Origin of the sequence: Serratia sp. HRI (genome assembly GCF_010119335.3) — a bacterium.
GTDB classification, from domain to species: domain Bacteria; phylum Pseudomonadota; class Gammaproteobacteria; order Enterobacterales; family Enterobacteriaceae; genus Serratia; species Serratia nevei.
Genome location: NZ_CP083690.1, coordinates 4,921,747 through 4,936,909, shown reverse-complemented (window position 1 = coordinate 4,936,909; position 15,163 = coordinate 4,921,747). Strand labels below are relative to the sequence as shown.

The following is a 15,163-nucleotide window of genomic DNA, read 5'->3' as shown; positions in this document are numbered from 1 at the left end:
ATATTTACAGCTTCAAGCTGTGCACCGTGTGAAAACTACCGCCAGATGATTACAGTATAATGACATTCAATCCTGTCGCGTTACTAAAATGTAAAAAAATTTTATATCTTTTGTTTTCAGTTAGCGCAAAAACACTATATCACGCTCGGCACGTCATTCCAGAAAAATTTTTACCCTATAAATATCAATAAATTATAATTAAAAAGCGCGAATGACACTTTGGTTTACTGATTAAAATTTGCACAGCCCAAAGTCGACGGGCCCTTCAGATTTTTTAATCCGCAGGCGACGAATTGAATTGAACTCCGTCGCTTAATGTCCCACACAATAGGCAAGCCAACGTACAACGAGGCGGAAGATCCCGCCTCGTCATTGCGCGCTCAGGCTTTGAGTAGACCGCTGGCCAAATAGTCGCCGCCCTCTTTCACACCCGGCAATACGAAGAAATACCCGCCGCCGATCGGCTTGATGTATTCTTCCAGCGCTTCGCCGTTGAGCCTTTTTTGCACCGTCAGGAATCCTTTTTCCAGATCGGCCTGATAGCAGACGAACAGCAGCCCCATTTCCAGCTGCCCGGCATTGGAAACGCCAAGGGAATAGCTGTAGCCACGCCGCAGCATCAGGTTGCTTTGGCTTTCCGGCGTGCGGGGGTTAGCCAACCGGATGTGCGCGTCCATCGGGATCACCTTGCCGTCGGGATCGTTCGCGTAGTTCGGCTCGTCATGTTCATGCTTCATGCCGAGCGGCGCGCCGCTGTGCTTTTCGCGGCCGAAAATGGTTTCCTGCTCCTGCAGCGGCGTGCGATCCCAAAACTCCACGCGGAAGCGAATAATACGCGCTGCCTGGTAGCTGCCGCCCTCCGTCCACGCCGGCTCGCCGACGTTGTCGCCGACCCACACCACCTTATCCATCAGCGATTTGTCGTCGGTTTTCGGGTTGGCGGTGCCGTCTTTGAAGCCCAGCAGGTTGATCGGCGTCTCTTTGCCTTTGCTGCGCGCCGCATGCGCGGAGATAAACCCTTCGCGCTTCCAGCGCACGCTGAGCAGATCCGGCGAATGCTTGATGATGTCGCGCAGTGCGTGAATCACCGTTTCATTGGTGTTGGCGCAAATCTGCAGCAGCAGATCGCCGTGGCAAAGCCCGGCGTCCAGCGCATCGTTGGGGAAGCGGGTCATTTTCTGCAACCGCAGCGGCTTTTGCGCCTGCAGGCCAAAGCGTTCGTCGAACAGCGATGCGCCGACCGAGACGGTGATGGTCAGGTTGTCCGGGTAAATCTCCGGCCCCATGATCCCCGAATCGAGCGGCGGCAATTTGGCGTCCACCTCCGGCGCCTTGCCGCCGTGGGTCAGGAACGCGATGCGGTCGGTCAGCAGCCGGAACAGGCGCTCCAGATCCGCTTTGCTGGTCGCCAGCACGTCGAACGCCACCAGCATCATCGCCGCCTGTTGCGGGGTCAGCACCCCGGCCTGATGGCGGCCATAAAACGGCTGTTTCTGCCAGCGCTCATCCTGCGGCGCCGCCAACGGCTCTGCCGCTTTGTCCGCCGCCTGCACCAGGCGGCTGCCGCCCAGCGCCAGCGCGCTCAGCCCCAGCCCCTGCAGCAAACGGCGGCGTGAAGGGGATGCCGCCTCCTGAGAGTGCGGGTGAGGCCCGTTATTCGGGCCTGCCTTGTTGCTCATAACCGTATGCCTCAGTCCAGACCCAATACGCCGCGCAGTTGGGAAAGGTCTTCCGCCAGCGTGGTGATCGGCCCTTTCAACGCATTGCGGTCGGCATCGGTCAGCTTCTCATAGGACTCATACCCCTCTTTGGTTTGGTACTTCGCCAAAATGGTGTCGACGGTTTTGAAGTTGGCGTCGATCTTGTCCAGCAGCGGCTTGTTGGCCTTAACCAACAGCGGGCGCAGCAGGTTGACGATCTTCTGCGCGCCGTCGACGTTGGCCTGGAAATCCCACAGGTCGGTGCGGCTGTAACGGTCTTCTTCACCGCTGATCTTACTGGCCGCCACTTCTTCGATCAGCCCGGCTGCGCCGCCCACCACCTTGCTCGGCGGGAAGGTCAGTTCACCCACGCGTTTTTGCAGTTCAACGGTGTCGTGATACAGACGATCGGCATATTTGCCCATGTCTTTGGTCGAGTTGTCGGCAAACAGCGCCCTCTCCAGACGGTGGAAGCCGGTAAAGTTCGGATCAGCCGATTTCTTCTCGTAGTCGTCTTCACGGGCGTCGATGCTGCCGTCCAGATCGGAGAACAGCTCGGCGATCGGCTCGATGCGCTCATAGTGCTGGCGGGTCGGCGCGTACAGCTTGCGCGCTTGCTCCACGTTGCCGGCCTTCACCGCGTCGGTGAACAGCTTGGTCTGTTTCACCAGCCCGTCGACTTCTTTGATGACGTAGACCTTGTATTCGGCGATCGGGCCAACCAGATCCAGCGCGTTCGGTTTGCCGTCGGTGGCGCCGTTGGTTGCCGCGGTGACGGTCAGTTTACCTTTCGGGTTGCTCAGCAGCCCGCAGGTCATGTCGTATTCGCCCGCTTCCAGCGTGGCGGTCATTTTCTGGGTGAAGCCCGGCGCGATGTTTTCGCGCTCTTCCACCACCATCACCCCTTTCAGGATTTCCCATTCGACGTTTTTCTGGCTGGTGTTATGCACCACAAACTGCGTCTTGCCGGCCGGCACCGTCAGCTGCATCGGTTCGCACTGCTTGTCGTTGACCGTGACCTTGACCTGCGGCACGTCCGCCGCCAACGCGTCGATGCTCAGCGCAAACGCCGGGATAGCCAGTAATGCTGCGTGCAACGCCTTGCGGCGAAATAACGGAGTAGACATACGAGATTCCCTATTAAACATTAATGATTGATTTTACGTTGCGCCGGGGCCGCTGCCGGCTCCGCGCGCTGCGGCAGGAAAAAGAAAATCAGCGCCGGGATCAGATACAGGAAATAGACGGCCACTTCGCTGACCGTCGGCGCTTCCTGATAACCGAGAATGCCTTCCAGCAGGGTGCCGAACAGCGAATGGGTCGATAGTGTACTGCTGAAATCGAAGGCGATGTCCTGGAAGTGGTTCCACAGGCCGGCTTCGTGGAAGGCGCGGATCGCCCCGGCGGCCAGGCCGGCAGCGACGAACAGAATGAACAGGCTGGTCCATTTAAAGAATTTGGCCAGGTGCAGCTTCACCCCGCCCCAATAAATCATCATGCCCAGCACGATGGCGGCCACCAGGCCGAGCACCGCGCCGATCGGCGCCGCGGCGCCCACGTCTTGCTGGAATGCCGCCAACAGGAAGAACACCGACTCCAGCCCTTCGCGCGCCACGGCGAAGAACACCATCGCCACCAGCGCCCAACCCTGCCCTTTACCGGCGCTGAGCGCCTGATCGATCGCCCCTTCCAGATGCATCTTGACCGACTTGGACACCTTACGCATCCAGAACACCATATAGGTGAGGATCCCCACCGCCACCACCGCCACGATCCCCTCGAACAGCTCCTGCTGCTTCTGCGGGAACTCGCCGGTGGTTTCATTGATGAAGATACCGAGCGCCAGACACAGCGCCGCAGCGACAATCACGCCGATCCACACCGCGCCCAGCCATTGGCTGCGCTGCGTGCGCTTCAGGTAGCTGGCGATCAGGCTGACGATCAGCGCGGCCTCCAGCCCCTCACGGAACATGATAAGAAAGGGAACGAACATAAATAATCACCCCTGAAAAGACCGCGGCGGCAGAGACGGTGGTTGCAAAATGAGCCGCGGCGACTATGTAAAGAAACGTAAAAACCAACGAGAGTGATTATCATTCTGCCAAGAATAAATACAAGAGGCATGACGGTGATTTTTTCTAATCAAATGTCGCCAGGTGTTACAGCCGGATGACGGCGATCGGCAGGCAAAAAAAGGGGCGCTCTGCGCGCCCCTTACCGACTGACATCGAACGACGTTACACCGTTTTGTACTCGGCTTCCGCCTGATCGAAACGCTCGGTCATGGTGGCGGAAGGCTGGCGGCCCATCAGGCTCACCACCACGATGGCGAGGCAGCCCAGGATGAAGCCCGGGATGATTTCATAAAGCCCCAGCCATTCGTACTGTTTCCAGACGATCACCGTCACCGCACCGACCAGCATGCCGGCCAACGCGCCGTTGCGGGTCATGCGCGACCACATCACCGAAATCAGCACCACCGGACCGAAGGCGGCGCCGAAACCGGCCCAGGCGTAGCTCACCAGGCCCAGCACGCGGTTCTCCGGGTTGGCCGCCAGCGCGATGGCGATCAACGCCACCACCAGCACCATCACGCGGCCGACCCACACCAGCTCGCGCTGGCTGGCGCCTTTACGCAGGAACGCCTTGTACAGGTCTTCGGTGATCGCGCTGGAGCACACCAGCAGCTGGCAGCTCAGGGTACTCATGACCGCCGCCAGAATCGCCGACAGCAGCACGCCCGCTACCCATGGGTTGAACAGCAGCATCGCCAGTTCGATGAACACACGCTCCCCGTTCTGCGACACGTTACCGGCTTGACCCGGGTTGTTGGCGAAGTAAGCAATACCGAAGAAACCGACGGCGATGGTGCCGGCCAGGCACAGGATCATCCAGGTCATGCTGATGCGACGCGCGCTGCGGATGGTGCGGTGAGAATCCGCCGCCATGAAACGCGCCAGGATGTGCGGCTGGCCGAAGTAGCCCAGGCCCCACCCCAGCAGCGACAGGATGGCGACGAAGTTCAGCCCTTTCAGCATGTCGAGGTTAGCCGGGTTCTGCGCCTGGATCACCAGCATCGAAGTATCGATGCCGCCGACGGCGAAGATGACGATCACCGGCGTCAGGATCAGCGCGAAAATCATCAGGCTGGCCTGCACGGTATCGGTCCAGCTTACCGCCAGGAAACCGCCGATAAAGGTGTAGAGGATGGTCGCCGCGGCGCCGGCCCACAGGGCGGTTTCGTAGCTCATGCCGAAGGTGCTTTCGAACAGGCGCGCGCCGGCTACGATGCCGGAGGCGCAGTAAATGGTGAAGAACACCAGGATGACGATGGCCGAGATCACGCGCAGCAGCTTGCTGTTGTCTTCAAAGCGGCTGGTGAAATAATCCGGCAGCGTCAGGGCGTTGTTGTTGGCTTCGGTATGTACGCGCAGCCTTCCTGCCACCAGCTTCCAGTTCAGGTAAGCGCCGATGGTCAGGCCGATAGCGATCCAGCTTTCGGAGATGCCGGAGAGGAAGATAGCGCCCGGCAGGCCCATCAGCAACCAGCCGCTCATGTCGGAAGCGCCGGCGGACAGCGCGGTCACCACGCTGCCCAAACTGCGGCCGCCGAGAATATAGTCATCAAAGTTGTTGGTTGCCCGGTAGGCAAGCAGGCCGATCAGCACCATCCCGAAAATGTACACCAGGAAGGTCACCAGCATAGGTGTGCTCATTGTCATTTAATTCTCCACTTTCATTATTATTCGCGTTTCGCTCCGGCCAAGCCGGCGCCGGTAAACCCACGCGCAATGCATTTCACTGGCCGCCGCGCCGGAACGTGGCGCAGCCTGCGAGCAAGTGCAGGTAAAATAGTTTCTGCCCGTAATTGTTGACCGTCGGTTATCCTAGATGAGCCTTTCATCAACCAACAAGATATTTAACAACAAAGTTACACAAAGTTTACCCTGCGTCACATTTACCGGGCCCAAAGGTTGCACTCACGACAAGCAAAATGAGTTGCACCTGGTTATTACCCTTATATACCGCAAGGTAAAGCGTCTGCGGCAGCATAAACCCCGCCGCATTCGCTCAATAACGCAACATTCGTGCCAACTGCCCATGTTAAAAAATCGATGAAACTCACACTTCGCTCATCAGCCTGATTTAACAAGGTTGCACAAAGTTGCAACATGCAGGATATTGTCTGCATTCTTGACACCACACATCTCACGAACCTATCCCAACAGGCTTTCCGGCCTGCTGTTTGTCTAGCCTGATGGGATAGGTTCTAAACACAGGAGTTGGATTGGCATGGGCACTACCACAATGGGCGTGAAACTCGACGAGGCAACACGCGACCGGATCAAGAGCGCCGCACAGCGTATCGATCGCACGCCGCACTGGCTCATCAAGCAGGCCATCTTTAATTACCTCGAGCGTCTCGAGAGCGGTTCCGATATTCCTGAAATTCCAGCGCTGGCCGCTGCGGGCCAGCCTGAAGCGGACGACATTATGCCGCAAGCGCAGGAAGAGTCACACCAGCCATTCCTCGATTTCGCCGAACAAATTCTGCCGCAGTCGGTTACCCGCGCCGCCATCACCGCCGCTTATCGTCGCCCGGAGACCGAAGCGGTGCCGATGTTGCTCGAACAGGCGCGATTACCCGCCGATCTTGCACAGGCCACTCACAAAATGGCCTATGGCATCGCCGAGAAGTTGCGTAACCAAAAAAGTGCAAACGGCCGCGCCGGCATGGTGCAAGGCCTGCTGCAAGAGTTCTCCCTCTCTTCGCAGGAAGGCGTGGCGCTGATGTGCCTGGCGGAAGCGCTGCTGCGCATTCCGGACAAACCGACCCGCGATGCCCTGATCCGCGACAAGATCAGCAACGGCAACTGGCACTCGCACCTCGGGCGCAGCCCGTCGCTGTTCGTCAACGCCGCGACCTGGGGCCTGCTGTTCACCGGCAAGCTGGTGTCCACGCATAACGAAGCCAATCTGTCCCGTTCGCTGAACCGCATTATCGGCAAGAGCGGCGAACCGCTGATCCGCAAAGGCGTGGACATGGCGATGCGCCTGATGGGCGAACAGTTCGTGACCGGCGAAACCATCGCCGAAGCGCTGGCCAACGCGCGCAAGCTCGAAGAAAAAGGCTTCCGCTACTCCTACGACATGCTGGGCGAAGCCGCCCTGACCGAAGCCGACGCCCAGGCCTACCTGGTTTCCTACCAGCAGGCGATCCACGCCATCGGCAAAGCCTCCAACGGCCGTGGCATCTATGAAGGCCCCGGCATCTCCATCAAGCTGTCCGCCCTGCACCCGCGCTACAGCCGCGCGCAGTACGAACGCGTCATGGAAGAGCTCTACCCGCGCCTACTGTCGCTGACCCTGCAGGCACGCCAGTACGATATCGGCATCAACATCGACGCCGAAGAGGCCGACCGCCTGGAGATCTCGCTCGATCTGCTGGAGAAGCTGTGCTTCGAACCGCAGCTGGCCGGCTGGAACGGCATCGGCTTCGTGATTCAGGCCTACCAGAAACGCTGCCCGTTCGCCATCGACGCGGTGATCGACATGGCGCAACGCAGCCGCCGTCGTCTGATGATCCGTCTGGTGAAGGGCGCCTACTGGGACAGCGAAATCAAACGCGCCCAGATGGACGGCCTGGAAGGCTACCCGGTCTACACCCGCAAGGTCTATACCGACGTTTCCTACCTGGCCTGCGCCCGCAAGCTGCTGTCTGTGCCGAACCTGATCTATCCGCAGTTCGCGACCCACAACGCCCATACCCTGAGCGCCATCTATCATCTGGCCGGCAACAACTACTACCCTGGCCAGTATGAGTTCCAGTGCCTGCACGGTATGGGTGAGCCGCTGTACGAGCAGGTGGTGGGTAAAGTGGCCGACGGCAAACTGAACCGCCCTTGCCGCATCTATGCGCCGGTCGGTACCCATGAAACGCTGCTGGCTTATCTGGTGCGCCGCCTGCTGGAAAACGGCGCCAACACCTCGTTCGTCAACCGCATCGCCGATGCCACCCTGCCGCTCGACGAGCTGGTGGCCGATCCGGTCAGCGCCGTGGAAGCGCTGGCGGCCAGCGAAGGCCAGATCGGCCTGCCGCATCCGCGCATTCCGCTGCCGCGCGAGCTGTACGGCGAGAAACGCACTAACTCCAGCGGTCTGGATCTGTCCAACGAACAGCGTCTGGCCTCGCTCTCCAGCGCCCTGCTCACCAGCGCCAGCCATCCGTGGCGCGCGGAACCGATCATCGATGCCGAATTGGATCAGGGCGTGGAGCAACCGGTGATCAACCCGGCCGAGCCGGGCGATGTGGTCGGCTACGTACGTGAAGCCACCGAAGGCGAAGTCAGCCGTGCGCTCGACGCCGCCGCGGCCGCCGGCCCAATCTGGTTCGCTACGCCGCCGACGGAGCGCGCCGCGATCCTCGAACGCGCCGCCGAGTTGATGGAGAGTCAGCTGCAAAGCCTGCTGGGCATTCTGGTGCGTGAAGCGGGTAAAACCTTCAACAACGCCATCGCCGAAGTGCGCGAAGCGGTGGACTTCCTGCACTACTACGCCGGCCAGGTGCGCGACGATTTCGCCAACGACAGCCACCGTCCGCTGGGCCCAGTGGTCTGCATCAGCCCGTGGAACTTCCCGCTGGCGATCTTCACCGGCCAAATCGCCGCGGCGCTGGCGGCGGGCAACAGCGTGCTGGCCAAACCGGCCGAGCAAACGCCATTGGTAGCCGCGCAGGCAGTGCGCATCCTGCTGGAAGCCGGCATTCCACAAGGCGTGCTGCAGCTGCTGCCGGGCCAGGGTGAAACCGTCGGCTCAACGCTGGTTAACGACGCCCGCGTCCGCGGCGTGATGTTCACCGGCTCCACCGACGTCGCCGGCATTCTGCAGCGCAGCATCGCCGGCCGTCTGGATCCGCAAGGCCGTCCGACGCCGCTGATCGCCGAAACCGGCGGCCTGAACGCCATGATCGTCGACTCCTCCGCCCTGACCGAACAGGTGGTGACCGACGTGGTGGCCTCCGCCTTCGACAGCGCCGGCCAGCGCTGCTCCGCGCTACGTATCCTGTGCATTCAGGAAGACGTGGCCGAGCACACGCTGCAAATGCTGCGCGGCGCGATGGCCGAATGCCGCATGGGCAACCCGGAGCGCCTGTCTACCGACGTGGGCCCGGTGATCGACGCCGAAGCCAAAACCGGCATCGAACGCCACATCCAGGCGATGCGCGCCAAAGGCCGCAAGGTGTACCAGGCCGCCAAAGGCAGCGCGCAGGATGAGAAAGAGTGGCCGCGCGGCACCTTCATCAAGCCGACGCTGATCGAGCTCGACAGCTTCGACGAGCTGCAAAAAGAGATCTTTGGCCCGGTGCTGCACGTGGTGCGCTTCCAGCGCAACAATCTGGACGCGCTGGTCGATCAGATCAACGCCGCCGGTTATGGCCTGACTCTGGGCATTCACACCCGTATCGATGAAACCATCGCCCGGGTGACCGAACGCGCCAAGGTCGGCAACCTGTATGTCAACCGTAACATGGTTGGTGCGGTGGTCGGCGTACAGCCGTTCGGCGGCGAAGGCCTGTCGGGCACCGGCCCGAAAGCCGGCGGCCCGCTGTACCTGTACCGTCTGCTGGCCAACCGTCCGGACGACGCGCTGCAGCGTACGCTGCACCGTCAGGACGATGAGCGCCCGATGGAAGCCACGGCGCGGCCGCAGCTGTTGGGCGCGCTGCAATCGCTGGAGAAATGGGCGGTCACCAGCCAACACGGCGAACTGGCGGCATTGGCGCAGCGCTATGCGGAACTGGGCCAGGGCGGCACCGTACGCCCGCTGCCGGGCCCGACCGGCGAGCGCAATACCTATGCCCTGCTGCCGCGTGAACGCGTGCTGTGCCTGGCGGATAACGAAGCCGACGCGCTGATCCAGTTGGCCGCCGTGCTGGCGGTCGGCAGCAGCGCGCTGTGGCCGGAAGCGGAACTGCAGCGCAATCTGTTCCGCCGCTTGCCGAACGATGTGCAGGCGCGCATCGCCTTCAGCAAAGACTGGCAGCAGGACAAGGTCGAGTTCGACGCCGCCATCTACCACGGCGATGCCGACCAGCTGCGCACCCTGTGCGAGCAGATCGCGCAGCGCGGCGGCGCCATTGTCTCGGTGCAGGGCTTCGCCCACGGTGAAACCAACATCCTGTTGGAACGCCTGCTGATCGAGCGTTCGCTGAGCGTCAACACCGCCGCCGCCGGCGGTAACGCCAGCCTGATGACCATCGGTTAACGCATCGTCAAGGCGGCCATGCATGGCCGCCTGATTGGCTCACTGCTACGTAAACCCTGCACTTGTGCAGGGTTTTTTATTGCCCGCAGCCCGGTCAGCCGTTAGCGTCTTGCTATCCTGGCACGAGGATGCGGCGCCTCATGGGCGATAACAACAGGGTGAACTCAGAACGAATTAGTCTGCTTGCAAACCGTGGCAGAACGCTACTCGTCACATTGACTCTCGGGTTCGGCAACACCCGGGATACGTTAGCCGCAGCGGGTTTCTCGCCGCCGCCGCGCGAAACGAGTTGTTGAAAACGGAGTGAATGCGAACGGGGGAAGCTCCCCCCCGCCGTCTTATTGATTCAAGAATTTGTCGAGGAATTGCTGAGTGCGCTGGTGCTGCGGGTTGGCGAACAGCGCTTTGGCCGGGCCCTGTTCAACGATGCGGCCGTGGTCCATAAAGATAACTCGGTCCGCCACGTCGCGGGCAAAGCTCATCTCATGGGTGACGATCACCATGGTGCGTTTCTCTTCCGCCAATGAGCGCATGGTATTGAGCACTTCCCCCACCAGCTCGGGATCGAGCGCCGACGTCGGCTCATCAAACAAGATCACCTCCGGCTGCATCGCCAGCGCGCGCGCAATAGCCACTCGCTGCTGTTGGCCGCCGGACAGCCTCCGCGGATACGCCTGCTCCTTGCCGCTCAATCCCACCTTGGCCAGCAACGCGCGAGCCCGCTGTTCCGCGCTGGCTTTCGCCTCGCCCTTGACGATAACCGGCCCTTCGATGATGTTTTCCAACACCGAACGGTGCGGGAACAGGTTGAAGTTCTGGAACACGAAACCGACCTGCTGGCGCAGCGCTCGCACCTGATTTTTCTGTTTGCTCAGCGGCTTGCTGCCGTCGATCAGGATATCACCGACGCGAATGGTGCCGGAATCCGGCTCCTCCAGCAGGTTAATGCAGCGCAATAAGGTGGTTTTCCCCGAGCCGCTCGGCCCGATGATCGCCACCACTTCGCCGGCGTCCACCGCCAGATCGATCCCATGCAGCACCGTCTGACCCTTAAACTGCTTGGTCAATTGCTTAACTTCAATGGCACTCATGCACTACTCCTGATCCTGGCGATTAACGTGGGCTTCCAGACGGTTTTGCAGCGCGGAAAGCAGGGTCGCCATCACCCAGTAAATCAGCGAGGCCGCCAGGTACATGGTGAACACTTCCAGCGTGCGCGAGGTGATCAGCTGCGCCTGACGGAACAGTTCCGGCACCTGAATGGTGGCGGCCAGCGAGGTGTCTTTCACCAGGCCGATGAAGCTGTTGCCCAGCGGCGGCAAGGCGGTGCGCGCCGCCTGCGGCAGGATCACTCGGCGCAGGGTTTGCCAACGGGTCATGCCGATGCTGGCGGCGGCTTCCCACTGCCCTTTGTCGATCGACGAAATCGCCGCACGCAGCGTTTCCGAGGTGTAGGCGGCGGTATTGAGCGACAGGCCAATCAGCGCCGCCGGGAAAGGATCGAACTCGATGCCGAACTGCGGCAGACCGTAGTAGATCATAAACAGCTGGGCGATCAACGGCGTGCCGCGGAACAGCGACACGTAAATGCGCGACAGCCACGACAGCGGCCACAGCGGCGAAAGGCGCATCAGCGCCAGCAGAAAACCGAGCAGCAACCCCAACGCCATGCCGCCCAGGCTGAGCTGAAGCGTCAGTATTGCGCCCTTCAATAAAAATGGCGCTGAATCCAGCGCCAGTTGAATACTTTCGTGCATTATTTAGTTACGTCCGCGCCAAACCATTTCTCGGAGATCTTCGCCAGCGTGCCGTCTTTTTGCATCTCGGCGATCGCCTGGTCAATCGCGGCCAGCAGCTCTGGGTTGTTCTTGCGCAGCGCCACGCCGGACTCCTGACGAGAGAACGCCGGGCCGGCTACCGCCAGCGTATCGCCGGTTTTCTTCACCAGATCCAGCGCCGCCAGGCGATCCACCAGAATGGCGTTAATGCGGCCAACGCGCAGATCCTGATACTTGGTCGGGTCGTCGTCGTAGGTGCGAACATCTACGCCCTGCACGTTCGCGCGCAGCCATTGCTCATAGTTGGTGCCCAGGCCAACGCCGACCTTCTTGCCCTTCAGGTCTTCCGGCTTGGTGATGGTGCCTTCGTTGCCTTTTTTCACCAGCGCCTGAATACCGGAAACGGTGTAAGGGGTGGAGAAGTCATATTTCTTCTTGCGCTCATCGGAGAGCGTCACCTGGTTGATGACCACGTCGATGCGCTTCGAATCCAGCGAAGCCAGCATGCCGTCCCACTTGGTCGGGTTCAGCTTGGCTTTCACGCCCAGGTGTTCCGCCAGCGCGTTGGCGAAATCCACTTCGAAACCGGTCAGCTTGCCGTCTTCCCCCTGGAAGCTGAACGGCGGATAGGTGCCTTCCAGGCCGACGATCAGCGTGCCGCGCTGCTTCACCTGCTGCAGCAGATTGTCGGCAGCGTAGGTTTGGGTCGCCAAACCGGCGGCCAACGCGACGCCCACCACGCCCAACAGCCATTGACGACGAACTTTTGCAAACATCATAAACACCCCTGTGTGTTATTTATCTTTTTTGATATCAGCACTTTAACAGTGCGACTGCCCGCATAAAGGAATATAACTTTATAAATATAGTTCAAAATGGAATAACAAGCGGTGTTTACACCTGCGGATGGTAGGCGAACAGCGCCGGCGCGCCGCCGGTGTGAACGAACAGAATAGGGCCTTCATCGCGGAAGCGCCGCTGGGCAATGCCGTCGATCAAACCGGCCATCGCTTTGCCGGTGTACACCGGATCCAGCAATACGCCCTCTTGCTGCGCCAGCAGCTGCACCGCCGCCATGCCCTCTTCGTTCGGCATGCCGTACTGCGGCGCGAAGTAATCGTCCCACAGCGCGATCGGCGCCAGTTCGTCGATATTCAGCGAACAGGCCAGAGCTTTCTGGATCTGCTCCACCTTCGGCAGCTGATCGATCACGGTGCGCGAGACGGTCACGCCGATCAGTTCGGTTTCCGGCAGCAGCTGCTGCAGCCCCACCGCCAGCCCGGCGTGGGTGCCGGCGCTGCCGGACGCCACCACCACCGAACTGAACGCCACGTTGCTGCGTTGGCTCTGCTCGGCGATTTCCAATGCGCACTGCACGTATCCCAGCGCGCCCAGGGCATTGGAGCCGCCCACCGGCACCACGTAAGGGCGAAAGCCCTGCGCCTCAAGGCGCGTCGCCAGTTCCGCCAGCTGCTGCTGCGGATCGTGCAGCGCTTCGCACATCACCACCTCGGCGTTGAACAGGCCGAGCAACAGGCGGTTGCCGTTGGTCAGGTAGTTTTCCGCGCGGGTATCGATAGGGTTTTCCAGCAGCGCGACGCAGTGCAGGCCCAGTTTCGCCGCCACCGCCGCCGTCTGGCGCACGTGGTTGGATTGAATGGCGCCGGCGGTGACCAGCGTATCGGCACCTTGACGCAGCGCGTCGGCGGCCAAAAACTCAAGCTTTCTCAGCTTGTTGCCGCCCATGGCCATAGGAGTGACATCGTCACGTTTAAGGTAGATTTCGCGGCCGAGGTAATCGGAGAGGCGGGACAGCTTTTCCAGCGGTGTGGCGGTGCCAACCAGATCCAGACGCGGGAATTGCGCCAGTTGTTGTTGCAGGTTCACTACTTCCCCCCAGGGAATCGAATATCGACATCAGATAAGCGATAGATTTATCAGATGTGAACTGAATAATCATCCTTTATCACGGGGGAAACAGCAGGCCCCGGCCCAACGGCCGGGGAAAAGTCTCAGTAACTGCGCTGCCAGGCGAGATACTGATCGTATTTGCGCAGCGCAATGCGGTAGTTGTTGTGCGCCGCGGTAGGCAGATCGTCGATGATGCGCTGATGGCTGGCGCTGCTGGCGAACTTGTCCGCCGGGTAGTTGCGCGCCACCAGCATTTCGTCCAGCCGGCGCAGCCGCACCACATACTCACGGATGGTGCTGTGGCTCATCTCGGTCTGCTCGAACAGATACTGTTTGAACGCCATGATGTCGAAATAGCTGGGGTGGCTGTTGCAGGAGATCTCGCTGCAGAAGCGGCACAGCGCGGTCAGCTCGTGCTGCACGTTTTGCCAGACCGCATCGTCGATCGGCTGATCCATGCGCGCGATGGCTTCTTTATTGATAATCTTGCCGCGAAACACCAGCGCCATGCGGTCCAACAGTTTGCCGCACTGGGAGCAATGGGTCTGGCTGTGCTTGTAGTCTTTCAGGTAACGGCTAAGCGGCCGTTTCTTCAACAGTATTCCTGGCATAAAGGGCAGTCCGATTGTCGCATGAGTCATCGAGTTGAGGGGCGGTGGGCCGCCGTCAGGTATCGTTCGCCAGCCGCGCGCGCAGCCGTTTGATCGCCTGACTGTGCAATTGGCTGACGCGGGATTCCCCGACGTCCAGCACGGCGCCGATCTCTTTGAGATTCAACTCTTCCTGGTAATACAGCGTCAGCACCATTTTTTCGCGCTCCGGCAACGCCTCGATGGCGTCGATCACCCGCTGGCGCAGGCTGCCTTCCAACAGGTGATGCAGCGGGTTGGCCTCTTCATGCCCTTCCAGCATCGGTTCCGCGTTCTCGCCATGCTCCTCGCGCCATTCGTCGTAGGAGAAAAGCTGGCTGTTATTGGTGTCCAACAGAATTTGACGGTACTCATCCAGCGAGATATTCAGCGTCTGCGCCACTTCCGTCTCGCTCGCCGGACGGCCATAACGCTGTTCCAGTTGCCGCATCACCTGCGCGACCTCGCGCGCATGGCGCCGCACGCTGCGCGGCACCCAGTCGCGGCTGCGCAGTTCGTCGAGCATCGCGCCGCGAATGCGTTGCACCGCATAGGTGGTAAAGGCGGTTCCCTGTAGGGCGTCATAACGCTCAACGGCGTTCAATAACCCGATTCCCCCGGCCTGCAGCAAGTCGTCAAGCTCCACGCTGGCGGGCAACCTGACCTGCAGGCGCAACGCCTCGTGGCGCACTAACGGGACGTAGCGCAGCCAGAGAGAATTTTTGTCCATCACGCCTTCGGCGGTATACAGATCGCTCACTATGTCTTAAACCTGCGGATAAGAGAGTCAGCGCTATTATGCGTAGGGGGCGAAATGCCAATCGGCTGAACAGTCGCACAAAACGGGCTTTATTTGCGCCATGTAATAACCGCGCGGTGC

Annotated in this window: 11 protein-coding genes and 1 pseudogene; 2 read left to right on the top strand and 10 right to left on the bottom strand. The window is 60.5% G+C overall.

Annotation, left to right across the window (positions count from 1 at the left end; translation table 11 throughout):
* Positions 1-380: 380 nt before the first annotated feature.
* The 4 genes from efeB to putP form a co-directional block, all read right to left on the bottom strand.
* A complete protein-coding gene (gene efeB / locus GF111_RS23595) occupies positions 381-1,679 on the bottom strand; it encodes an iron uptake transporter deferrochelatase/peroxidase subunit (RefSeq protein WP_147190151.1) in 1,299 nt (432 codons plus the stop codon).
* A gap of 11 nt (positions 1,680-1,690) precedes the next feature.
* A complete protein-coding gene (gene efeO, locus GF111_RS23590; protein ID WP_060433320.1) occupies positions 1,691-2,827 on the bottom strand; it encodes an iron uptake system protein EfeO in 1,137 nt (378 codons plus the stop codon).
* Positions 2,828-2,847: 20 nt separating this feature from the next.
* Positions 2,848-3,693 (bottom strand): iron uptake transporter permease EfeU, encoded by an 846-nt coding sequence (efeU, locus tag GF111_RS23585; RefSeq protein ID WP_047730478.1) that lies wholly within the window; start codon positions 3,691-3,693, stop codon positions 2,848-2,850.
* A 244-nt stretch (positions 3,694-3,937) separates the two neighbouring features.
* Positions 3,938-5,422, bottom strand: a complete 1,485-nt coding sequence (gene putP / locus GF111_RS23580; protein ID WP_038876917.1) for a sodium/proline symporter PutP — start codon at positions 5,420-5,422, stop codon at positions 3,938-3,940.
* 571 nt (positions 5,423-5,993) lie between these two features.
* On the opposite strand from putP, the gene putA reads away from it, so the two are divergent.
* Together putA and GF111_RS23570 are read left to right on the top strand one after the other, a co-directional pair.
* Positions 5,994-9,965, top strand: coding sequence for a trifunctional transcriptional regulator/proline dehydrogenase/L-glutamate gamma-semialdehyde dehydrogenase (gene putA / locus GF111_RS23575; RefSeq protein WP_147190149.1), 3,972 nt, complete (start codon positions 5,994-5,996; stop codon positions 9,963-9,965).
* Positions 9,966-10,179: 214 nt separating this feature from the next.
* Positions 10,180-10,272, top strand: a pseudogene (locus GF111_RS23570) (type II toxin-antitoxin system HicB family antitoxin); the annotation flags it as partial.
* A 31-nt stretch (positions 10,273-10,303) separates the two neighbouring features.
* On the opposite strand, the gene tcyN reads toward GF111_RS23570, so the two are convergent.
* From tcyN to GF111_RS23540, 6 genes are all read right to left on the bottom strand, one after another.
* Positions 10,304-11,056, bottom strand: a complete 753-nt coding sequence (gene tcyN, locus GF111_RS23565; protein ID WP_038876913.1) for an L-cystine ABC transporter ATP-binding protein TcyN — start codon at positions 11,054-11,056, stop codon at positions 10,304-10,306.
* Between the two features lie 3 nt (positions 11,057-11,059).
* Positions 11,060-11,722: a cystine ABC transporter permease gene (gene tcyL, locus GF111_RS23560; protein WP_025303237.1), complete on the bottom strand. Its 663-nt coding sequence runs from the start codon at positions 11,720-11,722 to the stop codon at positions 11,060-11,062.
* Complete coding sequence (tcyJ, locus tag GF111_RS23555) at positions 11,722-12,522, bottom strand: cystine ABC transporter substrate-binding protein (protein ID WP_038876910.1); 801 nt, start codon at positions 12,520-12,522, stop codon at positions 11,722-11,724. The genes tcyL and tcyJ overlap by 1 nt, the downstream gene beginning before the upstream one ends.
* Positions 12,523-12,637: 115 nt before the next feature.
* Positions 12,638-13,630: a D-cysteine desulfhydrase gene (locus GF111_RS23550; protein WP_025303239.1), complete on the bottom strand. Its 993-nt coding sequence runs from the start codon at positions 13,628-13,630 to the stop codon at positions 12,638-12,640.
* 125 nt (positions 13,631-13,755) lie between these two features.
* Positions 13,756-14,265, bottom strand: a complete 510-nt coding sequence (gene fliZ / locus GF111_RS23545) for a flagella biosynthesis regulatory protein FliZ (protein ID WP_025303240.1) — start codon at positions 14,263-14,265, stop codon at positions 13,756-13,758.
* Between the two features lie 55 nt (positions 14,266-14,320).
* The gene (locus tag GF111_RS23540) at positions 14,321-15,043 is read right to left on the bottom strand and encodes an RNA polymerase sigma factor FliA (RefSeq protein WP_004934752.1); all 723 of its coding nucleotides are present in this window, start codon (positions 15,041-15,043) and stop codon (positions 14,321-14,323) included.
* Positions 15,044-15,163 lie beyond the last annotated feature (120 nt).

Coding starts and splice junctions, on each gene's coding strand:
- efeB (WP_147190151.1), bottom strand. CDS start 1,679: ATGAGCAACAAGGCAGGCCCGAATAACGGGCCTCACCCGCACTCTCAG.
- tcyN (WP_038876913.1), bottom strand. CDS start 11,056: ATGAGTGCCATTGAAGTTAAGCAATTGACCAAGCAGTTTAAGGGTCAG.
- putA (WP_147190149.1), top strand. CDS start 5,994: ATGGGCACTACCACAATGGGCGTGAAACTCGACGAGGCAACACGCGAC.
- tcyL (WP_025303237.1), bottom strand. CDS start 11,722: ATGCACGAAAGTATTCAACTGGCGCTGGATTCAGCGCCATTTTTATTG.
- tcyJ (WP_038876910.1), bottom strand. CDS start 12,522: ATGATGTTTGCAAAAGTTCGTCGTCAATGGCTGTTGGGCGTGGTGGGC.
- efeO (WP_060433320.1), bottom strand. CDS start 2,827: ATGTCTACTCCGTTATTTCGCCGCAAGGCGTTGCACGCAGCATTACTG.
- efeU (WP_047730478.1), bottom strand. CDS start 3,693: ATGTTCGTTCCCTTTCTTATCATGTTCCGTGAGGGGCTGGAGGCCGCG.
- fliZ (WP_025303240.1), bottom strand. CDS start 14,265: ATGCCAGGAATACTGTTGAAGAAACGGCCGCTTAGCCGTTACCTGAAA.
- putP (WP_038876917.1), bottom strand. CDS start 5,422: ATGACAATGAGCACACCTATGCTGGTGACCTTCCTGGTGTACATTTTC.